Annotated in this window: 25 protein-coding genes; 22 read left to right on the top strand and 3 right to left on the bottom strand. The window is 69.4% G+C overall.

Annotated elements, in window-relative coordinates; genetic code table 11:
• On the top strand, positions 1-690 hold the full coding sequence (gene trmD / locus AC1VNH_RS03245; RefSeq protein WP_483109832.1) for a tRNA (guanosine(37)-N1)-methyltransferase TrmD: 690 nt from the start codon (positions 1-3) through the stop codon (positions 688-690).
• 7 nt (positions 691-697) lie between these two features.
• On the opposite strand, the gene map is transcribed toward trmD, so the two are convergent.
• Complete coding sequence (map, locus tag AC1VNH_RS03240) at positions 698-1,480, bottom strand: type I methionyl aminopeptidase (RefSeq protein ID WP_483109831.1); 783 nt, start codon at positions 1,478-1,480, stop codon at positions 698-700.
• 140 nt (positions 1,481-1,620) lie between these two features.
• Between map and AC1VNH_RS03235 the strand changes: the two genes are divergently transcribed.
• From AC1VNH_RS03235 to AC1VNH_RS03190, 10 genes are all read left to right on the top strand, one after another.
• Positions 1,621-2,118 carry an MFS transporter permease gene (locus AC1VNH_RS03235; protein ID WP_483109829.1) on the top strand — a complete coding sequence of 166 codons (498 nt, stop codon included), beginning with the start codon at positions 1,621-1,623 and terminating at the stop codon, positions 2,116-2,118.
• Positions 2,119-2,282: 164 nt separating this feature from the next.
• A complete protein-coding gene (gene rplS, locus AC1VNH_RS03230) occupies positions 2,283-2,630 on the top strand; it encodes a 50S ribosomal protein L19 (protein WP_137417146.1) in 348 nt (115 codons plus the stop codon).
• A gap of 118 nt (positions 2,631-2,748) precedes the next feature.
• Positions 2,749-3,507 (top strand): signal peptidase I, encoded by a 759-nt coding sequence (gene lepB / locus AC1VNH_RS03225; protein ID WP_344228586.1) that lies wholly within the window; start codon positions 2,749-2,751, stop codon positions 3,505-3,507.
• Positions 3,504-4,163 carry a ribonuclease HII gene (locus AC1VNH_RS03220; RefSeq protein WP_483109827.1) on the top strand — a complete coding sequence of 220 codons (660 nt, stop codon included), beginning with the start codon at positions 3,504-3,506 and terminating at the stop codon, positions 4,161-4,163. The genes lepB and AC1VNH_RS03220 overlap by 4 nt, the downstream gene beginning before the upstream one ends.
• 41 nt (positions 4,164-4,204) lie before the next feature.
• Positions 4,205-4,528: a DUF2469 family protein gene (locus AC1VNH_RS03215; RefSeq protein ID WP_137417143.1), complete on the top strand. Its 324-nt coding sequence runs from the start codon at positions 4,205-4,207 to the stop codon at positions 4,526-4,528.
• Positions 4,529-4,620: 92 nt separating this feature from the next.
• The gene (locus tag AC1VNH_RS03210) at positions 4,621-4,983 is read left to right on the top strand and encodes a YraN family protein (protein WP_483109824.1); all 363 of its coding nucleotides are present in this window, start codon (positions 4,621-4,623) and stop codon (positions 4,981-4,983) included.
• The gene (locus AC1VNH_RS03205; RefSeq protein ID WP_483109823.1) at positions 4,980-6,506 is read left to right on the top strand and encodes a YifB family Mg chelatase-like AAA ATPase; all 1,527 of its coding nucleotides are present in this window, start codon (positions 4,980-4,982) and stop codon (positions 6,504-6,506) included. Before AC1VNH_RS03210 ends, AC1VNH_RS03205 begins: the two co-directional genes overlap by 4 nt.
• Positions 6,503-7,663: a DNA-processing protein DprA gene (gene dprA / locus AC1VNH_RS03200; RefSeq protein WP_483109822.1), complete on the top strand. Its 1,161-nt coding sequence runs from the start codon at positions 6,503-6,505 to the stop codon at positions 7,661-7,663. Before AC1VNH_RS03205 ends, dprA begins: the two co-directional genes overlap by 4 nt.
• A gap of 16 nt (positions 7,664-7,679) precedes the next feature.
• On the top strand, positions 7,680-8,582 hold the full coding sequence (locus AC1VNH_RS03195) for a tyrosine recombinase XerC (protein WP_243227701.1): 903 nt from the start codon (positions 7,680-7,682) through the stop codon (positions 8,580-8,582).
• A 32-nt stretch (positions 8,583-8,614) separates the two neighbouring features.
• Positions 8,615-9,196: a DUF3060 domain-containing protein gene (locus AC1VNH_RS03190; RefSeq protein ID WP_483109821.1), complete on the top strand. Its 582-nt coding sequence runs from the start codon at positions 8,615-8,617 to the stop codon at positions 9,194-9,196.
• Between the two features lies 1 nt (position 9,197).
• Here AC1VNH_RS03190 and AC1VNH_RS03185 read toward each other — a convergent pair whose 3' ends face one another.
• Positions 9,198-9,725, bottom strand: a complete 528-nt coding sequence (locus tag AC1VNH_RS03185; protein ID WP_483109820.1) for a murein hydrolase activator EnvC family protein — start codon at positions 9,723-9,725, stop codon at positions 9,198-9,200.
• Positions 9,726-10,024: 299 nt separating this feature from the next.
• On the opposite strand from AC1VNH_RS03185, the gene rpsB reads away from it, so the two are divergent.
• The 9 genes from rpsB to AC1VNH_RS03140 all read left to right on the top strand — a co-directional run bounded on the left by rpsB (position 10,025) and on the right by AC1VNH_RS03140 (position 16,674).
• Positions 10,025-10,927: a 30S ribosomal protein S2 gene (gene rpsB / locus AC1VNH_RS03180; protein ID WP_344228569.1), complete on the top strand. Its 903-nt coding sequence runs from the start codon at positions 10,025-10,027 to the stop codon at positions 10,925-10,927.
• 99 nt (positions 10,928-11,026) lie between these two features.
• Positions 11,027-11,854, top strand: coding sequence for a translation elongation factor Ts (tsf, locus tag AC1VNH_RS03175; RefSeq protein WP_243227705.1), 828 nt, complete (start codon positions 11,027-11,029; stop codon positions 11,852-11,854).
• 81 nt (positions 11,855-11,935) lie between these two features.
• Positions 11,936-12,652, top strand: coding sequence for a UMP kinase (gene pyrH, locus AC1VNH_RS03170; protein ID WP_320434163.1), 717 nt, complete (start codon positions 11,936-11,938; stop codon positions 12,650-12,652).
• 63 nt (positions 12,653-12,715) lie between these two features.
• Complete coding sequence (frr, locus tag AC1VNH_RS03165) at positions 12,716-13,270, top strand: ribosome recycling factor (RefSeq protein WP_234075314.1); 555 nt, start codon at positions 12,716-12,718, stop codon at positions 13,268-13,270.
• Positions 13,271-13,276: 6 nt separating this feature from the next.
• Positions 13,277-14,305, top strand: coding sequence for a phosphatidate cytidylyltransferase (locus AC1VNH_RS03160; RefSeq protein WP_483109819.1), 1,029 nt, complete (start codon positions 13,277-13,279; stop codon positions 14,303-14,305).
• A complete protein-coding gene (locus AC1VNH_RS03155) occupies positions 14,302-14,919 on the top strand; it encodes a DivIVA domain-containing protein (protein WP_483109818.1) in 618 nt (205 codons plus the stop codon). Before AC1VNH_RS03160 ends, AC1VNH_RS03155 begins: the two co-directional genes overlap by 4 nt.
• 59 nt (positions 14,920-14,978) lie before the next feature.
• Entirely contained in the window at positions 14,979-15,662 is a 684-nt protein-coding gene (locus AC1VNH_RS03150; protein WP_483109817.1) for an aggregation-promoting factor C-terminal-like domain-containing protein, read from the top strand.
• A 2-nt stretch (positions 15,663-15,664) separates the two neighbouring features.
• Positions 15,665-15,952 (top strand): hypothetical protein, encoded by a 288-nt coding sequence (locus tag AC1VNH_RS03145; protein ID WP_243228193.1) that lies wholly within the window; start codon positions 15,665-15,667, stop codon positions 15,950-15,952.
• Positions 15,952-16,674, top strand: coding sequence for an alpha/beta hydrolase (locus AC1VNH_RS03140; protein ID WP_483109816.1), 723 nt, complete (start codon positions 15,952-15,954; stop codon positions 16,672-16,674). The genes AC1VNH_RS03145 and AC1VNH_RS03140 overlap by 1 nt, the downstream gene beginning before the upstream one ends.
• Here the strand turns inward: AC1VNH_RS03140 and AC1VNH_RS03135 are convergent, their stop codons facing one another.
• On the bottom strand, positions 16,675-17,730 hold the full coding sequence (locus AC1VNH_RS03135) for an AI-2E family transporter (protein WP_243227711.1): 1,056 nt from the start codon (positions 17,728-17,730) through the stop codon (positions 16,675-16,677).
• A gap of 153 nt (positions 17,731-17,883) precedes the next feature.
• Between AC1VNH_RS03135 and AC1VNH_RS03130 the strand changes: the two genes are divergently transcribed.
• A complete protein-coding gene (locus tag AC1VNH_RS03130) occupies positions 17,884-19,713 on the top strand; it encodes a DUF8094 domain-containing protein (protein WP_483109815.1) in 1,830 nt (609 codons plus the stop codon).
• Positions 19,713-20,639 carry a tetratricopeptide repeat protein gene (locus AC1VNH_RS03125; protein ID WP_483109814.1) on the top strand — a complete coding sequence of 309 codons (927 nt, stop codon included), beginning with the start codon at positions 19,713-19,715 and terminating at the stop codon, positions 20,637-20,639. Before AC1VNH_RS03130 ends, AC1VNH_RS03125 begins: the two co-directional genes overlap by 1 nt.
• Positions 20,640-20,668 lie beyond the last annotated feature (29 nt).

Raw genomic sequence — 20,668 nt, 5'->3', positions numbered from 1 at the left:
GTGCGCATCGACGTCATCACGATCTTCCCCGAGTTCTTCGACGTTCTCGAGGTATCGCTTCTCGGCAAAGCCCGTGGCAACGGACTGCTGGATGTGCGGGTGCACGACCTGCGCGATTTCACGACCGATCGGCATCGCACAGTCGATGACACCCCGTATGGCGGGGGAGCGGGCATGGTGATGAAGCCCGAGCCCTGGGGTCTCGCACTCGACGCGATCGCCCAGGAGGCGACGTCGGAGCCGACGTTCGTCTTCCCTTCCCCCGCGGGCGAACGGTTCGTTCAGGCGACGGCTCGCGAATGGAGCGGCCTGGATCACCTTGTCTTCGGCTGCGGCCGGTACGAGGGCATCGACGAACGGGTCTTCACCTACGCGGCCTCGCTCGGACAGGTGCGACTCGCGAGCCTCGGCGACTACGTGCTCAACGGCGGCGAGGTGGCGGCGATGGCCATGATCGAGGCCGTCGGACGTCTCGTGCCCGGCGTCGTCGGCAACCCGGAGAGCCTCGTCGAGGAGTCGCACGAGGACGGGCTGCTGGAATATCCGTCGTACACGAAGCCCTCCGAGTGGCGTGGCCTGGCCGTGCCCGATGTGCTCCTGAGCGGACATCACGGCCGCGTGGCCGAGTGGCGTCGCGACCAGCAGGTGGAACGCACGCGCGAGCGGCGTCCCGACCTGCTCGTCGACTGAGCGCGGCTCAGTCGACGCCGAGGAACCCGCGGTCGGTCAAGACGATGGGGCCCTCCGCCGTGACGGCGACGGTGTGCTCCGTGTGCGCGCCGCGGGAGCCGTCGGCGCTGCGCAGCGTCCAGCCGTCCGGGTCGGTCACCAGGCGATCGGTCGTCTCCAGCAGCCAGGGCTCGAGCGCCACCACGAGACCTTCGCGCAGCGGATAGCCGCGGCCGGGCTTTCCGTCGTTCGGGACGTGCGGGTCGCCGTGCATGACGCGGCCGACACCGTGGCCGCCGAAATCCGTGTTGATGGAGTAGCCGGCACCGTGGGAGACGGCGGCGATGGCAGCCGACACGTCGCCGACGCGGTTGCCGACCGTCGCCGTCTGGATCGCGGCATCCAGAGCGATGCGCGTGGTCTCGATCAGGCGAAGATCCTCGTCGCGGGCGGTTCCGACCACGAAGGAGACGGCGGAGTCCGCGACCCAGCCGTCGACGGATGCCGCGAAGTCGAGCGAGACGAGGTCACCGTCGCGCAGCGTGTAGTCGAAGGGCAGCCCGTGCAGCACGGCGTCGTTGATCGAGGTGCAGATCACCTTGCCGAACGGGCTGGCGCCGAAGGACGGGTGATAGTCGATGTAGCAGGACTCGGCGCCGGCCTTTCGGATCATGTCGTGCGCCCTGCGGTCCAGTGTCAGCAGGTTCGTGCCGACCTTCGTCTCGTCCCGCAGCGTCGCCAGCACTTCGGCGACGAAGCGCCCGGCCGGTCGCATCTGTTCGATCTCGGTCGGCGTGCGCAGTTCGATCATGGTGCTCCTTCGTTCTCCGCTCCATTCTCTCCCGCTCGCGGCGCGAGCGTCGTGCCCGCGGCCGCGTGCGCCGCTGGGCGTCCGCCCCGAGTGTCGCTCGCGAGCGGTCCTGGCGGCGCGTGCACGCGTACGATGCAGGCATGTGGCTTCGTCGTGCCGGCTTCCACTGGCTTCTGCCCTCCGCCTTCCTGCTACCGCTGTGGCTCTTCGTCGGGTGGACGGTGACAGGCGCCGGCGGCTGGGCTCTGCTGTGGGTGCTGTTCATCGCCATCCCCTCCGTCTTCTTCGGCCAGCTCCTGTTGACGCTCTTGACCCGTCTTCGGCCGACGGCGCGTGCCGAACGTGCGCTCTCCTGGTGGGATGTGGCCGGTTACGGCCTCTGGCACGCATTGACGATCGCTCTCGGCCTGTTCGTCCAGCAGTGGTGGGCGCCCGTCATGGTGCTCACGGTGCTGGTGGGGGTCGCGAACATCTGGCTCCAGCTGTGGCAGCTCTGGCGCGAGGCGCGTCCGCGAGCGGCCGTGCTGCACACCAGCGACGGCACGGCCTACATCCCGCCGACGAAGCCCTCACCGGCCGCATCCGCGCCGGCGCACGAGGTCATCGTGGTCGAGGAGACGGTGCAGCGCGACGCGTGAAGTTGGCGCGCGGAGCGGCGCATGGCAGAATGGTTGTTTGTGCCCTGACCGGTCTCTGCCTCAGGGGAGACAGCCACGCATCCCGCGTGGTGCGGGCACCGCTCCTACTTTCGTAAACACCAGTTTCGCAGCCGACCTGTGGCGGTTGCAGGAAGAGATCACTCATGCAGATCCTCGACGCCGTCGATGCGGCTTCGCTCCGCTCCGACATCCCGGACTTCGGTCCCGGCGACACCGTCAAGGTGCACGTCAACATCACCGAGGGCAACCGCTCGCGTATCCAGGTCTTCCAGGGCGTCGTCATCGGCCGCCAGGGCGACGGCGTGCGCGAGACCTTCAACGTCCGCAAGATCAGCTTCCAGGTCGGCGTCGAGCGCATCTTCCCGGTGCACTCGCCGATCATCGACAAGATCGAGGTCGTGACGCGTGGTGACGTGCGTCGCGCCAAGCTGTACTACCTCCGCAACCTCCGCGGCAAGAAGGCGAAGATCAAGGAGAAGCGCGACCGCTGATCGCGCTCCGTCACGAAGCCCCGACCGCTCCGGCGTCGGGGCTTCGTCGTGTCCGCGGCCGCGCGCTGATGTGCGACGCTAGAGTGCGGCTCGTGCCGCCTGTATCTCGAGGAACTGCATGAGCACCGACAACCCCTCCGTCGACGACGCATCGCTGCCGCGCCGATCCCGGCCTCGCCGACGCCGCGGTGCGTTGATCTTCCTCCGCGACGTCCTGGTCATCATCCTGATCGCGTTGCTGGTGTCGTTCCTGGTCAAGACGTTCCTGGTGCGCTCGTTCTACATCCCGTCGGCGTCGATGGAGAACACGCTGATCGAGCAGGATCGCATCCTCGTCGACGAGCTGACGCCGCGTTTCGGGGGATACGAGCGCGGTGACGTCGTCGTGTTCCGCGACCCGGGCGGCTGGCTGGGCTCCTCGGTGTCCGCTCCGAGTCAGGGGCCGATCGTGGACGGAATCGAGTGGGTGCTCTCCCTCGTGGGCCTTGCCGCGCCCGACAGCGACGACCACCTCATCAAGCGCATCATCGGGCTGCCCGGCGATCACGTCGTCTGCTGCAACGACCTAGGCCAGATCACGGTCAACGGCGCTCCGATCGACGAGTCCTCCTATCTCCTGCTGCCCGACCCCGGAGCTCCCGCATCCTCGCTCGACTTCGACGTCACGGTGCCGGAGGGATCGCTCTGGGTCCTGGGGGACAATCGTTATCGGTCGAAGGACTCGCGATACAACCAGGACCAGCCCGGTCGCGGCTTCGTGCCCATCGACAACGTCGTCGGACGCGCGTTCCTGATCACGTGGCCCTTCGACCGCTTCGGCGGAATCGACTTCCACCACGAGGTGTTCGCGGACGTGCCTCGGCCGGAGGGCCAGTGAGCCCGGTCCAACCGACGCTGCGGCTGGAACGGCGCCTGTGGGCCGATCAGCGCATCGTCATCGCGTGCGACGAGGTGGGGCGAGGCGCTCTCGCAGGCCCCGTCGTGATCGGCGCGACGGTCATGGCCCCGCGCACGCGCCGGGTCCGCATCCCCGAGGGTCTGCGCGACTCGAAGCTCATCCCCGAGGCGCGCAGGGCGGATGTGGCCCGCGTCGCCGAGGCGTGGGTCGACGCGAGCGCGCTCGGGTGGGCGACCGCCGCAGAGATCGACGCGGTGGGGATCACGCGAGCACTCGGGCTCGCCGCCCACCGCGCGCTCGACGGCCTCCGCGCGCAGGGCGTGGACATGACGGATGCGGTCGTGCTGCTCGACGGCAACCATGACTACATCACGCCCGCGGGGGCGACGCCGTACGAGGTGCGCACCGTCATCAAGGGCGACCGCGACTGTGCGAGCGCTGCCGCCGCATCCGTCGTCGCCAAGGTCGCGCGCGACGCGCACATGGTCGCGCTGCACCCGGATGCGCCCGCGTACCTCTGGGAGCGCAACAAGGGCTACGCCAGCCCGGAGCACCGCGCCGCCATCGCCGCCCACGGGCTTCACGCGCATCACCGGGCCTCGTGGCAGATCGCCTCGGCGCCCACACTCTTCTGAGACCGCGCCGACCCGGACCGCAGCCGTAGAATGGACGCACCATGGATGACGATGTCTTCGAAGACTACGACCGCGAACTCGAGCTCGCCCTCTACCGGGAGTACCGCGACGTCGTCTCGCAGTTCCAGTACGTGATCGAGACCGAGCGCCGCTTCTACCTCGCCAACGACGTCAACGTCGTGCGCCGCGACACCGAGCACGATTTCTACTTCGAGATCTCGATGACCGACGTGTGGGTGTGGGATATCTACCGCGCCGATCGTTTCGTGAAGGCCGTGCGCGTGCTGACGTTCAAGGACGTCAACGTCGAGGAGCTCTCGCGCCGCGACTTCCAGCTTCCCGAGGAGCTCTCGCTCGACAACTGAGCGATTCTCCTCACCGGCCGGGAGGCGGCGGGTTCTCCCCGAGGAGAGTCCGGTCCGCAGAGACGGCGCCGACGGTTCGCCACGCTGTGCCTATGGCAGCCAAAGACGACCTGGGACGCGACGGTGAGAACCGGGCCGCATCCTTCCTGACCGAGCGCGGGTACCGCATCCTCGACCGCAACTGGCGGTGCCCTCTCGGCGAGATCGACATCGTCGCCCTCGAGGCCGGCGAGATCGTCGTCGTGGAGGTCAAGACGCGCACGAGCGAGCGCTTCGGGCATCCCCTCGAAGCCATCGACGCGCGAAAGCGGGCCCGTCTGTGGCGCCTCGCCGTCGCGTGGTGCATCGCGCATCCCGACGAGGCTCGAGGCCGCGCCGTGCGCATCGATGCCGTGTCGGTGCTGGGGATGGATGCCGGAACCGGCCACGTCGAGCATCTGCGGGACGTGCGATGACCGTTGCGCGGACGTGGTCGATCGCGCTGAACGGGCTCGAGGGCGCTCTGGTCGAGGTCGAGGCCGATGTCAGCCAACAGACCCCCGAGTTCCGCATCATCGGACTCGGCGATCGCGCGCTCGGCGAGGCGGTGCAGCGCGTGCACAACGCGTGCGCCAACTCGGGCCTCCCGCTGCCGCGGCGCCGCCTCACCGTCAACCTGTCGCCGGCGAGCCTGCCCAAGCACGGATCCGGCTTCGACGTCGCGATCGCGATCGCCGCGCTCACAGCGGACGGCGGGATGGATGCGGCGTCGGTGGCCGCCACGGTGCACATCGGCGAGCTGGGGCTCGATGGGCGACTGCGACCCGTCTCGGGTGTGCTTCCTGCGGTGGTCGCCGCCGCGCGTGCCGGGCGTCGACGGATCGTCGTGCCGGCGGCGAACGGTGAGGAGGCCCGACTCGTGACGGGTATCGAGGTGCTCCCTGCCGCGACCTTGGCCGAGGTGGCCGCGCGGCACGGCGCGGACGTCGTCGTCCCCGACGTGGCCGCGCCGACGCCGGCCACGCCGGCGGACGAGGAGCCTGAGATGCTGGATCTGTCGGACGTGATCGGTCAGCGGGAGGCCGTCGAGGCGCTCGTGGTCGCCGCGGCGGGCGGGCACCACCTGCTCATGAGCGGTCCGCCGGGGGCGGGTAAGACGATGCTCGCGCGGCGCCTGCCGGGCATCCTGCCGCCGCTCGATCGCGAGGCGGCTCTCGCCGTGGCATCGATCCGCTCGCTGTCGGGCGAGGCCGTGACCTCGCTCACCCGCATCCCGCCGCTGGAGGCGCCGCACCATACGGCCAGCGTCGCTGCCCTCGTCGGCGGCGGCTCCCGTGTCATCCGGCCGGGTGCCATCGCCCGTGCCAGTGAGGGGGTGCTGTTCCTCGATGAGGCAGGGGAGTTTCCCGCCAGCGTCCTCGACGCCCTCCGTCAGCCGCTCGAGCGCGGAGACATCCACATCCATCGATCCGGGATCAGCGTGCGTTATCCCGCGCGATTCCAGCTGGTTCTCGCCACCAATCCGTGCCCGTGCGGCAACTACGGAGTGCGCGGAGCGACGTGCGAGTGTCCGCCGGCCGCGATCCGCCGCTACCTCGGTCGGTTGTCGGGCCCGCTCCTGGATCGCGTGGACATCGATCTGCCGATGCGCCGCGTCGCGGCCGTGGGCGCCGATGCCGCGGTCGGACGTGTCTCGACGGCGGATGCGGCCAGACGCGTCGCGGATGCCCGCGCGCGCACCGCGGAGCGGCTGGCCAGGACACCGTGGCGACGCAATGTCGACGTTCCTGGGCGGTGGCTGCGGGAGGGACCCTCGGCGCCACCTGCGTCGGTGCGGGCGCCGCTCGACGCGGCACTGGAACGGGGCCAGCTGACGCTCCGTGGGTACGACCGCGTGCTCCGGCTGGCATGGACGCTGGCCGATCTCGCGCAGCGCTCCGTGCCGAACCAGGAGGACATCGGTCGTGCCCTCTTCATGAAACGGGGGATCGCCGCATGAACGTCGATGCGGTGATCGAGCGCATGCTCCCGGTGCTGGGGGAGCGGGCGACACCGGAACGCGCCGCCCGCGTGTTCTGGAGCGGCGTCGTCGAGCCCGGCGACGCCGTCGCGGGCGCACTGCTCGCACGGATGCCGGCCCAGGCGGCGTTGTGCGTCGCGGACCGCCCCGCGGAGATCGCGCGGGTCACGGGTATCCGGCCCCGCGCTGCCGCGGACGCCTCTGCCCGATGGCGCCCCCGCCTGCACAGCGAGCTCGTGAGCGATGCTCTGAAACGCGCAGAGCGGGCGCGGGTGTCGATCCTCGTCCCTTCGGATCCCGAATGGCCCCACGCGGTCGACGATCTCGCGGATCACGCCCCCCTCGCGCTCTGGGTGCGCGGCGACCCCCGTGCGCTGGCCGCGCCGTCCATCGCTCTCGTCGGCGCACGGGCGGCCACACCCTACGGCGAACATGTCGCGGGCGAGCTGGCTGCGGGCCTCGCCGGCGCGGGGATCTCGGTCGTGTCGGGAGCCGCCTACGGGATCGACGGAGCAGCGCACCGCGGCGCGCTCGCCAGTGGCACGGGCGCGACCGTCGCCGTGCTCGCGAGCGGGTGCGATCGGGCGTATCCTGCCGGACACGAAGAGATGCTCGGGCGTATCGCCGACACCGGGGCGGTGGTCGCGGAAGTCCCCTGCGGCGGCGCGCCGACCAAGTGGCGGTTCCTGGCGCGAAACCGCGTCATCGCCGCCCTCTCGCGTGCGACCGTGGTCGTCGAGGCGGGTGCGCGCAGCGGCTCACTCAACACGGCCGGCCACGCGGCGTCGCTCGGGCGTCCCTTGGGAGCCGTACCCGGCCCGGTCACGAGTCCCGCGTCGCTCGGATGTCACCGACTTCTGCGTGAGTATGACGCCGTGTGCATCACCGACGCCGCCGAGGCGCGGGAGCTCGCCGGACTCGGCACGGCCCAGCCTCTCGCCGTCGCTGGCGCGTGGACCGACGAGCGCACGAGGGTGCGCGATGCGCTGAGTGCCCGGGTCGGACGGGAGGCGGCGGAGCTGGCGGCGCGGTCTGGGCTGGCGGTCGCAGAGGTCGAGGCCATCCTGGGGATCATGCTGATGGAGGGCTCTGTCGTGGGGGATGACGGCGGGTGGCGACGCTCCACAGGGCGGTGACTGGCAAGCTGGCTGCATGATGTTGGCGACTGCGATCGAGGCTTGGTGCGATCACCTCGCCGACGTGCGCCGACTGTCGCCCGCGACGGTGCGCGCGTACGGATCCGATCTGCGGGACTTCGCCGCGCTGTCCGGCGTCGCAGAGGTCGAGGACGTCGACCTCGAGGAACTGCGCGAGTGGCTCTGGCAGGCGACGAATCGCGGCGACAGCCGCGCGACGATCGCGCGGCGCACCGCATCCGCTCGGGGCTTCTTCGGCTGGGCGCGGGAGCAGGGGATCATCCAGGCCGACCCGAGCCTGCGCCTCATCGCGCCCAAGCGGGGCAGGACGCTCCCGGCGGTCGCGAGCGCCCCCGCGTTGGGCGAGATGCTGGGCGGCTTGGCCCGCGACAGCGCGGATGGCGATCCCGTGACACTGCGGGATCGGGCGGTACTCGAGCTGCTCTATGGCGCCGCATTGCGCGTGTCCGAATTGTGCACCCTGCGAAGCCGGGACCTCGACCGCGAGCGCCGCACCGTACGCGTGACGGGCAAGGGTAACAAGGAACGGGTCGTTCCCTACGGTGCGCCGGCCGAGGAGGCCATCGATGCGTACCTCGTGCGCGCACGACCCGTTTTGGCTGCGCGCGCCGGCGGTCAGCCCGCGGATGCCCTCTTCCTCGGTGTCCGCGGCGGCGCACTCGGTCCCCGCAGCGTCTACGATCTCGTCGCACGGACGGTCGGTCCCGTCCTCGGTCGTGCCGCCGGTCCGCACGCCCTTCGGCACTCGGCGGCGACCCACCTGCTCGACGGCGGGGCCGACCTGCGTGCCGTGCAGGAGATGCTGGGGCACGCGAACCTCGGCACCACCCAGATCTACACGCACGTGTCGCACGAACGGTTGGCGGCCACCTACCGACAAGCCCACCCACGGGCATGACGCGGACCCCGACCGGCGCGTACCGTGAGCACATGAGCGTGCGTCGTCTGGGCCACATCGCGATCCTCATCGCGGCTGCGGCCGTGCTGACCGGATGCGGGGTCGTCGCCGCTCCCCGGCAGACCGTCCTTCCCGCGCCGCCGACCGCAGCGTCTCCGTCGTCGCCCGCCACGCCGATCCCCTCCCACGCCGCGACCACTGCTCCCACGGCCGCCCCGCCGGCCGCCGAGGGCACGGTCGTCTGCGCGGGTGGACGGACGGAGATATCCGGCGCCGATCAGGACTTCGTGTTGACGGGGGATTGTGCCTCGGTGACGATCGGCGGCACCGGTCTGCGTGTCGACGCGACGCAGGCGACGCTCGGCGTCGTTCAGCTCTCGGGGGATCGCAACGAGCTGACCTCTGCCGACGTCGCCGATCTCTCGGTGGGCGGTCAGGACAACGTCATCGACGCGGCGACCTTGTCGACGGTTGCTCTCAACGGCGACCGGAACACGGTCACCGCGTCGGGGTTCACCGCCCTCACCGTCTCCGGCAACGACAACACCGTGCGGGCGGACCGCCGGGGAGCGGTCACCGACAACGGCCAGCGCAACACCGTCGGCGGCCGCTGACTCAGCAGCACGGCAGCAGTATCGCGCGGGGCACGCCGCCCAGCAGAAGCAGCGGATTGATGTAGACCCCGTCGCGACGCGCGCCCAGGTGGAGAGTTTCCGGGGCGGCATGGCCGCCGGACGACAGCGTGCCCACGACCTCACCGGCACGCACGTGCGTTCCCGGCGTCAGAGCGCTGGCGAGCGGTTCCAGAGTGCTCACGAGGCCGTCGCCGTGATCGATCGTCAGGACGGGGCGATCGACCACGACGCCGGCGAACAACACCACGCCGTCGGCCGGGGCGACGACCGTCGCGGTTCCCGCCTCGATGTCGATTCCGCGATGGCCCGCAGCGTAGTCGTGTGCCGGCTGGCGATACGGCTCCACGACGCGGCCCAGCACCGGCCATGTCCAGGAATGCGCCGCATCCACGGCGATCGTCTGCGCTGAGCGAGCGGGTGCGGCGACGGCCGCGGACGCGGGAGCCGCCAGCGCGAGGAGCACGAGGGCGACGACTGTCAGGCGGCGGCCGGAGGAGGATGCGGACATGATCCCAACGTGGCGTCGCCGAGGTGGCGGAGGGAGCGTCGAACGCGCACGTGGGGACAGCATGCCGGGCGGGGAAAGCGGGGGAGAGGACATCGTCCCGGGCGCCGTGCACAGGCTCCCCGACTGGTACACTTGAATCGCGCCTCGCATGTCGAGGTGACTCCGCGTGCCCCGAGTGGGAGCAACCCGCGGCACATCCACCCTACGGTCCCGTCCTCGGACGGGTGGGTGCGTGCCGGGCACCAGGCTCGTCGACCGATCGGTTCGACGCGAACAACCGCAACAGAAGGAGAACGGCCATGGCCGTCGTCACCATTCGCCAGCTGCTCGACAGCGGCGTCCACTTCGGACACCAGACCCGCCGGTGGAACCCGAAGGTCAAGCGCTTCATCCTCACGGAGCGCTCCGGCATCCACATCATCGACCTCCAGCAGTCGCTGTCGTACATCGACAAGGCGTACGAGTTCGTCAAGGAGACCGTCGCCCACGGCGGCACGGTGCTCTTCGTCGGCACCAAGAAGCAGGCGCAGGAAGTCATCGCCGAGCAGGCCACGCGTGTCGGCCAGCCGTACGTCAACCAGCGCTGGCTCGGCGGTCTGCTCACCAACTTCTCGACCGTCAGCAAGCGCCTCGCCCGCATGAAGGAGCTCGAGGAGCTCGACTTCGAGGACCCGGCCGCGAGCGGCTTCACCAAGAAGGAGCTGCTGCTCAAGAAGCGCGAGCTCGACAAGCTGCACAAGTCGCTCGGCGGTATCCGCAACCTCACCAAGACGCCGTCGGCCATCTGGATCGTCGACGCCAAGCGCGAGCACCTCGCCGTGGATGAGGCCACCAAGCTCGGCATCCCCGTGATCGGCATCCTCGACACGAACGCCGACCCGGACGAGTTCCAGTTCCCGATCCCCGGCAACGACGACGCGATCCGCTCCGTCTCGCTGCTGACCCGCATCATCGCGGACGCGGCCGCCGAGGGCCTGCAGCAGAAGCACAACCCCGAGTCCGGTGCCGAAGAGCCCCTGGCCGAGTGGGAGCGCGAGCTCCTCGAGCAGGGCGCTCCCGTCTCCGAGGGTGCCGACGCGGTCGTGGCATCGACCGAGTCCGCCGCGGACGAGGCTGCCGCCGAGGAGCAGGTCGAGGCTGTCGCCGCCGCCTCCGGCGAGAGCGTCGAGGCCGTCGCCGAGGCCGAAGCCACCGACAAGTAATCAGCGCGTCCCCTGGACCCGCTACGATCGGCGCGGCCGCGAACCGGCCGCGCCGATCGGCATCCGCGAGAACTCTCCCAACAGAAGGAGCCGCCACTCATGGCAAACTTCACCATCGCCGACATCAAGGCTCTGCGTGAGCAGCTCGGCACGGGCATGGTCGACACCAAGAAGGCCCTCGAGGAAGCCGACGGCGACCTCGAGAAGGCCGTCGAGATCCTCCGCCTCAAGGGCGCGAAGGGCAACGCGAAGCGTGCGGACCGCTCGACCAGCGAGGGCCTCGTGGCCGCGCGTGAGGTCGACGGCAAGGTGACGCTCATCGAGCTGAACACCGAGACCGACTTCGTCGCGAAGAACGAGCGCTTCATCGCTCTGGCGGACAAGGTCGTCGAGGCCGCCGCTGCCGTCGCCGCCGACTCCGTCGAGGCCGCCCTCGCCGCGCCGGTCGACGGCAAGACCGTCGAGCAGCTCATCTCCGATGAGGCCGCGATCATCGGCGAGAAGGTCGAACTGCGTCGCGTGCGCACCCTCTCGGGCGATCACGCCGAGGTCTACCTCCACAAGACCAGCAAGGACCTCCCGCCGCAGGTCGGCGTCGTGCTGATCTACTCGGGCGACGACGCGGAGACCGCGCGGAGCATCGCGCAGCACATCTCCTTCGCCAACCCCTCCTACCTCTCCCGCGACGACGTGCCCGAGGCCGACGTCGAGAAGGAGCGCGAGATCGTCACCGAGATCTCCCGCAACGAGGGCAAGCCCGAGGCCGCGCTGCCGAAGATCGTCGAGGGCCGCGTGAACGCGTTCTTCAAGCAGGTCGCCCTGCTCGACCAGGACTACGCGCGCGACAACAAGCTGTCCGTCGCGAAGGTCGCCTCCGACGCAGGACTGACCCTCACCGACTTCGCCCGCTTCAAGGTCGGCGCGTAAGTCGCTCGAAAGGCCCGCATCGTCGTCGGTGCGGGCCTTTCGCATGCCGTAGTTTTGACCCGACGAGAAGAGGACGCACACATGGACGAATCGACCGGGCGCCGTCGCGTCCTTCTGAAGCTCTCCGGAGAGGCCTTCGGGGCCGGCTCCCTCGGAGTCAACCCCGACATCGTGAGCCAGATCGCTCGTGAGATCGCTGCAGCCGTCGACGAGGTCGAGATCGCGATCGTCGTCGGCGGCGGCAACTTCTTCCGCGGCGCCGAGCTCAGCCAGCGCGGCATGGACCGCGGCCGCGCGGACTACATGGGCATGCTCGGCACCGTCATGAACGCGCTCGCGCTGCAGGACTTCCTCGAGCAGGCGGGCGCCGCGACCCGCGTGCAGTCCGCCATCGAGATGACGCAGGTCGCCGAGCCGTACATCCCGCGTCGCGCGCAGCGCCACATGGCCAAGGGGCGGGTCGTGATCTTCGGTGCGGGAGCGGGCCTGCCGTACTTCTCCACCGACACCGTCGCCGCGCAGCGCGCGCTCGAGATCGGCGCCGACGAGGTCCTCGTCGCGAAGAACGGCGTGGACGGGGTCTACACGGCCGACCCCAACAAGGACTCTTCGGCGGTCAAGCTCGACCGGATCACCTACAACGACGCGCTCATGCAGGGGCTCAAGGTGGTCGACTCCACCGCCTTCAGCCTCTGCATGGACAACCGCATCGACATGCGGGTGTTCGGAATGGAGCCCGCCGGCAATGTCACGCGCGCCCTGCGCGGCGATGAGATCGGCACACTCGTCACGGCGTGACCTCCGCGTGCGGGGCTCGCCCCGCCACTAGACTCGAAAACTGCTGGATATAAGGGAGTTACCGTGATCGCCGATGTGCTGACCGAAACCGCCGGACGTATGGAACGTGCCGTGGAAGCGGCCAAAGAGGACTTCTCGACCGTCCGAACGGGGCGTGCGAACCCGCAGCTGTTCCAGAAGCTGAGCGTGGAGTACTACGGCACGCCGACCCCGCTCGCGCAGCTGGCCTCGCTCAACAACCCGGAGGCGCGCACGATCATCGTGACGCCTTACGACAAGTCGGCGCTGAAGGCGATCGAGCAGGCGATCCGCGACATGCCCAACCTCGGCGCCAACCCGACCAACGACGGCAACATCATCCGAGTGACGATGCCGGAGCTGACCCAGGACCGCCGCAAGGAGTACGTCAAGCTCGTGCGCAGCAAGGGCGAGGACGCGAAGGTCCACGTGCGCGGCATCCGCCGCAAGGCCAAGGACGAGCTCGACGCGCTGAAGTCCGAGGTCGGCGAGGATGAACTCGTGCGCGCTGAGAAGGACCTCGACGCTCTGACGCGGTCGCACGTCGACGCGATCGACGAGGCGCTCAAGCGTAAAGAAGCCGAGCTCCTCGAGGTCTGAGAAGGCATGTCCGACGCATCCGATGCCGCCGGGGTCGCACCAGAGAGTGCGACACCCGGGCAAGGAATGCCGCCGGGACGCGATCGTGTCGGGGCGGAACACCAGTCGCCGCCGATTCGCACGCGGCGGAACGAGTTCGAACTGCAGGTCGCACATGCGCGGGCCGAGTTCGAAGAAGCGAACGAGCGCATCAAACAGCGCACCGGCCGGGACCTGATCCTCGCGATCGTCATCGGGGTCGCGATCGGCGCTGTGGTGCTGGTCGCACTCGTGTTCGTCAAGTGGCCGTTCCTGATCTTCGGCGCGGGTGTGGCGCTTCTGGGCACATTCGAGTTCGCCCGTGCGCTGCAGGCGTCGGGCCGCAAGGTCGATGTCGTCCCGCAGCTGGCAGGCGGGGTGATGATCCTGCTGTCCGCGTACTTCCTCGACCTCTGGCTCCACTGGGTGTCGCTGTTCGTCGCGGTCGTCGTCATCGTGGTGTGGCGTCTGCTGGGGCAGATGATCGCGCGAGACGGCAGAAGATACGCCGCCGTCGTCGACGACGTCCTGGCGGGGGCTCTTCTTCCCATCTATGTCTCGTTCCTCGCGAGCCTCGCGCTGGTGCTGCTGCGCCAGGAGCACGGCGAGTGGTGGGTGATGGCGTTCCTCATCGTCGCGATCGCCTCCGACACGGGCGCCTACGTGACGGGGTTGACCCTCGGTCGCCACCCGATGGCGCCTCGCATCAGCCCCAAGAAGACCTGGGAGGGCTTCGCCGGGGCGGCCCTTGCCGCCGTCGTCGCGGGGATCCTGCTGTCGTGGCTGATGCTCGGACTGCCGTGGTGGAGCGGAATCATCTTCGGCCTGGTCATCCTGGGCACGGCGACCGCCGGCGACCTGGGCGAATCCATGCTCAAACGTGATCTCGGAATCAAGGACATGAGCTCCTGGCTGCCGGGGCACGGCGGTGTGCTCGATCGCCTCGACTCCATTCTCCCGTCCGCTCCCGCAGCTCTTGCTCTGTTCTATCTGCTGACACCTCTGGCGGTCTCATGACAGTCCACGACGAATCCGCGCTCGAGCAGCGCAGTGACGACACGGCGATCTCCGCCTCGTCGCATCACAACGCGTTCCCTCGTGTGCAGGGGCGAGCCAAGGGCTACGACCCTGCCGCCGTGGATGCCTTCCTCGCGCGTGCACGGGAGGCCTTCGAGTCCGATGCGCCCGGCGAGACGGCGGTCGGCGCTTCCGACGTCCGTGACGTGTCGTTCGCGCTCGTGCGCGGCGGGTACGCGATCGGGCCGGTGGATGCCGCCCTCGGTCGTGTCGAGGACGCGTTCGCCGCACAGGAGCGTCAGCAGACGATCGCCCGCCTGGGCGCACGGGCCTGGGTGCAGCAGCAGCGTGAGGACGCACAGGTCGTCCTCGACCGACTGGGACGCGACCGCAGACACCGCTTCGATCGCGTCTCGGTCGTCCACTACGGGTATCGCGTCGAGGAAGTCGACCTCGTGGCCGATCGGATCGCGGGCTACCTCACTGACGGCACGGGTCTCACCGTCGAACAGGTGCGTTCGGTCGCGTTCCGGATGCAACGCGGCGGATACCGCGAGACCCAGGTGGATGCGGTGCTCGATGCCGTCGTCGAGATCATGCTGGCGGTCGGTTGAACGGCGCCGGGCGTGCTCGCATGGCGTTCTCAGGACCAAATCGTTACAATCGGGAGATCGTGACTTCCGGAGATGACACCCGAAACCCGGCGCCGCTGACCCGACGGTCCGCTCGAGCGCTGGTGGCTCCGGCCTCGGCACCCGCCTCGAAGGCCGCGTCGAACGCGCGCTGGTCGCGCCGTCGCGGGGTCGTGGGGGTGTTCGCCGGAGTCGCTGCACTGGCTTTCGCTGCCGCATCCGTCGGGCCCGCGGCATTCGCTCTCACCGAGAGCGCACCCGCTCCGTCGGAGGCTGAAACGGTCTATTCGAGCACGCTCGGCGATGCGCAGAGCCTCGTCGTCGCGTCGGGTGCGGTCGTGACCCTCGACCGCGACTCGTACAGCGCGTTCGAGAAGCCGAAACCGCCGCCCGAGCCCGAGCCCAAGGTCGCTGCGGCCTCGCCCGCGACCCCGTTCTACTCGGGTGGCGGAGCCCCCTCCGAATGGATGGCAGTCGCAGGGATCGCCGAGAGCGACTGGGGCTACGTCGACTACATCGTCTCCAAGGAGAGCGGCTGGAACCCGAACGCCACGAACCGCAGCTCGGGCGCGTGCGGCCTCGTGCAGGCGTTGCCGTGCAGCAAGGTTCCCGGCAACGGATACGACCCCGTCGACAACCTGCGTTGGGCCACCGGATACGCCGTCGGTCGGTACGGCAGCTGGGCGGGCGCGTACGCGTTCTGGGTCAACAACCACTGGTGGTGAGCGTGGCGCGATCGCGTCGACGGCGGCCCGCGCAGACCGGCTCCGAGGAGTCGTTCCAGCGCCTGCTGGCCGGGTGGAAGCGGACGGAGTCTCGCGGCGGACGCGAGTGGACGGTACAGCCGATCTCAGCGGTGCAGGCGGTCAAGGAGTACACCTGTCCCGGTTGTCACCGCGTGATTCCCGCGGGAACCGCGCACCTCGTCGTGTGGCGCGCGGACGGTGTCATGGGTGACGCTGCCGACCTCGCAGCTCGGCGGCACTGGCATTCTCACTGTTGGAAGGTGGCGTGATGGCTGAGATCCGTGGTGCGAGTGTGCTTCCGGCGCGGCGCGAGGACATCGTCCTGCGCACGGCGGACGGGCTCGAACTCGTGGGGGAGTTGGCGCTCCCGCTCGAAAAGGAGCCGGTCGCCACCCTCGTGACGCTTCATCCGCTGCCGACCCACGGCGGCTTCATGGACTCGCACATCCTCCGCAAGGCTGCGGCGCGGCTGCCCGCCCTTGCTGACCTGGCCGTTCTCCGCTTCAACACGCGGGGCACCTCGTCGCCGCGCGGGCGAAGCGACGGTCGATTCGAAGAGGGGGTCGGCGAGAGAGCCGACGTCGCCGCGGCGATGGATTTCGTCGCGGAGCGCGCACTGCCACATCCGTGGCTCGTCGGCTGGTCGTTCGGCACGGAGCTCGCGCTCAAGTACGGCAGGGAGCATCCCGTCGACGGCGCCATCCTCCTCTCGCCTCCGCTGCATCGAGCCACGGAGGGTGATGTCGCCGCCTGGCAGGGCGATCCTCGACGACTGGTCGCGCTGATCCCTGAGTTCGACGACTATCTGCGCCCCGACGAGGCGCGTCGCCGGTTCGCGTCGGTCTTCGGCATGACCCTGATCCCCGTGGAGGGCGGGAAGCATCTGTGGGTGGGGGAGGCGCAGACCCGTCGTGTGCTGGGCGAGATCGTCGAGATCGTCAATCCTGCGGCCGCGCCTCTGCCGACCCATTGGGACGGGCCGACGCTCTGATCAGCGCTCGTTCATGCGCGGGACGATCACCTGCCGGTAGATGATCAGGATGCTCGCGGCGACCGGGATCGCGACGAGAGCGCCGAGGAGTCCGAGCAGCGACCCGCCGGCGAGGGCCGCGATCACGACCACCGCGCCCGGGACGGCGACGGCGCGACTCATGATGCGCGGCGACACCAGGTACGCCTCGAGCTGCATGTAGATGACGTACCAGATGGCCGCTGTGAGCGCGGTCGTCGGCGACCCGAGCCCGGGGATGAGGCACGTCAGGACGATGATGACCGAGCCGGTCAGCGTTCCGACCAGGGGGATGAGCGAGAAGAAGAACGCGATCACGGCCAGGACGGCCGGGAAGGGGGCCTGGATGATCGTCAGGAAGATGGCGCTCAACACCCCGTTGATCACACCGAGACTGACCTGTCCCATGACGTAGTAGCCCACGGAGTCGGTGATCTGCTCGGACAGCTCGATGAAGCGCGGACGGCGCGAAGCGGGGACGAGGCTGTAGACCGCTGCCTTGAGGTTCGGCGTCGACGCCGTGAAGTAGATCGTCAGGATCAGGACGATGAAGGCGCCGGTCAAGCCGCCGAGGAACGCAAGGCTCGCGTTGATGACGCCGCCGGTGATGTTGCCCCAGTTCGACAGAGCCCAGTCCTGCACATTCGTCACGGTGTCGTCGATGGTGCTGTCCTGGATGCCCGGGAAGGTCGAGTGGATCCAGTTCTTTACGTCCTGCCACGACGTGCTCTGCAGGAATCGCGTGACCTCCTCGACCAGCTGGCTGACCTGACTCACGATGATCGGCACGACCATCCAGACGATGCCGGCGAAGATCGCGAGGACGCCGAGGACGGTCACCAGCACGGCGGACCAGCGCGGCAGCCGCCGTCTCGTCAGCCACGCCACCACGGGCTCGAGCCCGAGCGAGAGGAAGAGCGCGGTTCCGATGTACAGCAGGATCGTCGACAGGGTCTGCACGCTGCCGATGAGCAGAAGCCCCAGGCCGACGCCGAGCGTGCCGATGAAGGCGATGCGGAACGGGTTGTGGAGCTTCACAGTGCCTCCTCGAGGAGCGGAACGTGCTGCACACACGATACGGGGGACGTCCCTGTTGAGGCGGCAGCGACCCCCTCTCGCGCAACACACAGGCGTCTCGGCTAGTCTCGAATGTCGGATCGTTCCGCTCCGCGGGCATGGGAGGAAGATTTCGTGCGTTTCGTCTGGGCCGTCGCGGCCTTCGTACTGGCCGCTCTGCTCATCGGGGCCGGCATCGCTCAACGGACCGTTTTCTACGGGCCGTCCACGCAGAGTGCCGAGATCCCCGCTGCGGACGGAACCGCGTACACGATGGTCGACGGCGCGGTCCTGACCTCTCTGCCCGGCACGCAGACGTTGCGCGTCTCGTCTTCCGACGGCGTCTTCGTCGCGTACGGTCGCACCGCCGACATGCGCGCATGGCTCTCCGATCAGACGTACAACGAAGTGTCGACGGGTGAGGACGGCGTCCTGAACGCGGCGGTGGTCGAGCCCGAGGTCGCTCCGACGGATGCGCCCGCGGACACGGCGGGAGAGGGTGAGGGCGATGCCGCGACCGCACCTGAGCCGACCGAGAACCGCAATCCCGCGGGGTCCGACCTGTGGCTCGCCGAGTACAGCGACGATCGTGCGGTCAGCGTTCCCCTGCAGCTGCCCGACTCGATGAGCGTGCTGATCGCCTCGGACGGCACCAAGGCCGCGCCCGCCGAGGCCAGCATCACCTGGAACATCGCGCAGACGACACCGTGGGCGGGCCCTCTCATGCTGCTCGGCGGCGTCGCCCTCGTCGCGGGGATCGTCCTGTACATCCTCGCCATCCGACACGACCGGCGCTCGCGCGGACCGCGTCGCAAGGCGCCGCCGCCCTTGCCCGAGACGCAGCCGATCGATCTGGCGGTAGAACCCGGAGCGAAGGGCGTGATCAGCGCGACGCCGTCACGACGATCCTCGCGTCGTCCGTTCCTCGCGATCCCGCTCGCGGTGGTCGGTGCACTGGTGTTCACCGGTTGCTCGCCCGACGCGTGGCCGGATCTGGCCCCCACGCCGACGTCCTCTCAGACCGCCGCGATCGTCGACTCCGCCGACCAGCAGGCCCCCGCAGTCACCGAGGCGCAGGCGCAGGCGATCCTGCAGCGTATCTCGACGACGGTCGCGTCCGCCGACGAAGCACGCGACGCGAACCTCGCGGCCACCCGGCTCGACGGAGCCGCGCTGGCAGAGCGCAACACCAACTACGTGCTGCGCGGTGCCCTGGCCGACGAGGCGGCATTGCCCCCGATCCCCGCCGAACCGACGCAGATCATCCTGCCGCAGGCGTTCGACGAGTGGCCGCGCACGGTGATGGCGGTCGTGCAGAAGGAGGGCGCTCAGGGCCCCGTCTCCACGATCATGTTCCTGACGCAGGCTGATCAGTGGGCGGATTACAAGCTGTCGTACATCGGCGATCTGCTCGGATCGGTCGAGATGCCCGACCTCGCGCCCGCCTATATCGGCGCCTCCCAGGTGCCGCCGGACTCGTCCTTCCTGACGGTCGCGCCGGACAAGCTCGCCGAGGCCTACGCCGACGTGCTGAACAACGGCAAGGACAGCGCATCCATCGGGCTCTTCGACGAGCAGACCGACCTGTTCAGCCAGAACGTCGCCAAGAACCGTCAGGAGCGTCGCGACAAGTTCAATGAGACAGGCGCCTCGACGGGCAAGATCGAGTTCGCGGCCCAGGCCGGCAGCCAGCAGCCGCTCGCGCTCGCAACGCTCGAGAGCGGGGCGATCGTCGCCGTCTCGGTCAACGAGGTCGACACGGTGACTCCCAACAGCGGGGATGTCGTCATCAAGCTGACCGACAATCCGACTGCGCAGGCGTTGACCGGTGTGTCGGAGTCCGCCACCGGCGTGACAACGACCTTTGCCGACCAGCTGTTCTTCTACGTGCCGGCGCAGGGATCCTCAGAGAAGATCCGACTCCTCGGTTACACCTCCAACATCCTGGAAGCGAAGGTTCTGTGATGTCCGATCAGGCCCCTGGTGCCGTGCTGCGCGGCGCCGTCGACCTCTCCGCGCTGCGCAACCGGCCCGCCCCGGGCTCGAACGTCGCACCGTCCGCCCCGACCTCGGGCTCCCTCGTCCGGGACGTGACCGACGCGACGTTCGGCGAGATCCTTGAGCTCTCGCGGACGGTCCCTGTCGTCGTCGACCTGTGGGCCGAATGGTGCGGGCCCTGCAAACAGCTCAGCCCGATCCTCGAGAAGGTCGTCCACGAGCTCGCCGGTCGCCTCGTCCTGGCGAAGGTCGATGTCGACGCCAACCCGCAGATCGCGCAGGGCTTCCGCGCGCAGTCGATCCCTCTCGTCGTGGCTCTGGTCGGCGGGCAGCCGGTTCCGCTGTTCACCGGCGCCGTGCCCGAGGAGCAGGTCCGCGACGTCTTCTCGACAGCCCTGCAGCTCGCAGCGCAGAACGGCGTGACAGGCACGGTCGATGCGGGCGCGGAGAGCACGGCGGATGCGGCCGAAGAGCCGCCGCTGCCACCCCTGCACGCGGAGGCGTTCGTCGCGATCGAAGAAGGCGACTACGCGCGGGCGGCCGCCGCCTATGAGCGTGCCCTGGCGGAGAACCCGCGCGACGCCGATGCGCAAGCCGGCCTCGGGCAGGTGCGTCTGCTCCAGCGTGTGCAGGGCGCCGACCTGCAGCAGGCGCGGGCCGCGGCCGCTGCCGCGCCCACCGACGTCGACGCGCAACTCCTCGTGGCCGACCTCGACATCTCGGGCGGACACGTAGACGACGCGTTCGCACGGCTGCTCGATCTCTTCGCCGCGCTGCCGGCCGACGAACGCGCACCCGTCCGCACGCGTCTGCTCGAGCTGTTCGGCCTCGTCGGCGACGCGGATCCCCGCGTCATCCGCGCGCGCGGACGCCTCGCCTCGCTCCTGTTCTGAGGCCGAGGCGCCCAGGTTCGCCTCACACG

It is taken from the genome of Microbacterium sp. KU4F (assembly GCF_056868075.1).
The sequence above is the reverse complement of the archived record's forward strand: the minus strand, read 5'-3'. Positions and strand labels throughout refer to the sequence as shown.

Excerpts from the sequence above, each read along its gene's own strand:
- AC1VNH_RS03160 (WP_483109819.1), top strand. The coding sequence starts at position 13,277 with ATGTCCGACGCATCCGATGCCGCCGGGGTCGCACCAGAGAGTGCGACA.
- AC1VNH_RS03155 (WP_483109818.1), top strand. The coding sequence starts at position 14,302 with ATGACAGTCCACGACGAATCCGCGCTCGAGCAGCGCAGTGACGACACG.
- rpsB (WP_344228569.1), top strand. The coding sequence starts at position 10,025 with ATGGCCGTCGTCACCATTCGCCAGCTGCTCGACAGCGGCGTCCACTTC.
- AC1VNH_RS03205 (WP_483109823.1), top strand. The coding sequence starts at position 4,980 with ATGACCGTTGCGCGGACGTGGTCGATCGCGCTGAACGGGCTCGAGGGC.
- AC1VNH_RS03235 (WP_483109829.1), top strand. The coding sequence starts at position 1,621 with ATGTGGCTTCGTCGTGCCGGCTTCCACTGGCTTCTGCCCTCCGCCTTC.
- AC1VNH_RS03125 (WP_483109814.1), top strand. The coding sequence starts at position 19,713 with ATGTCCGATCAGGCCCCTGGTGCCGTGCTGCGCGGCGCCGTCGACCTC.
- AC1VNH_RS03210 (WP_483109824.1), top strand. The coding sequence starts at position 4,621 with ATGGCAGCCAAAGACGACCTGGGACGCGACGGTGAGAACCGGGCCGCA.
- AC1VNH_RS03215 (WP_137417143.1), top strand. The coding sequence starts at position 4,205 with ATGGATGACGATGTCTTCGAAGACTACGACCGCGAACTCGAGCTCGCC.
- rplS (WP_137417146.1), top strand. The coding sequence starts at position 2,283 with ATGCAGATCCTCGACGCCGTCGATGCGGCTTCGCTCCGCTCCGACATC.
- pyrH (WP_320434163.1), top strand. The coding sequence starts at position 11,936 with ATGGACGAATCGACCGGGCGCCGTCGCGTCCTTCTGAAGCTCTCCGGA.
- map (WP_483109831.1), bottom strand. The coding sequence starts at position 1,480 with ATGATCGAACTGCGCACGCCGACCGAGATCGAACAGATGCGACCGGCC.
- tsf (WP_243227705.1), top strand. The coding sequence starts at position 11,027 with ATGGCAAACTTCACCATCGCCGACATCAAGGCTCTGCGTGAGCAGCTC.
- AC1VNH_RS03190 (WP_483109821.1), top strand. The coding sequence starts at position 8,615 with ATGAGCGTGCGTCGTCTGGGCCACATCGCGATCCTCATCGCGGCTGCG.
- dprA (WP_483109822.1), top strand. The coding sequence starts at position 6,503 with ATGAACGTCGATGCGGTGATCGAGCGCATGCTCCCGGTGCTGGGGGAG.
- AC1VNH_RS03195 (WP_243227701.1), top strand. The coding sequence starts at position 7,680 with ATGATGTTGGCGACTGCGATCGAGGCTTGGTGCGATCACCTCGCCGAC.
- AC1VNH_RS03140 (WP_483109816.1), top strand. The coding sequence starts at position 15,952 with ATGGCTGAGATCCGTGGTGCGAGTGTGCTTCCGGCGCGGCGCGAGGAC.
- AC1VNH_RS03185 (WP_483109820.1), bottom strand. The coding sequence starts at position 9,725 with ATGTCCGCATCCTCCTCCGGCCGCCGCCTGACAGTCGTCGCCCTCGTG.
- lepB (WP_344228586.1), top strand. The coding sequence starts at position 2,749 with ATGAGCACCGACAACCCCTCCGTCGACGACGCATCGCTGCCGCGCCGA.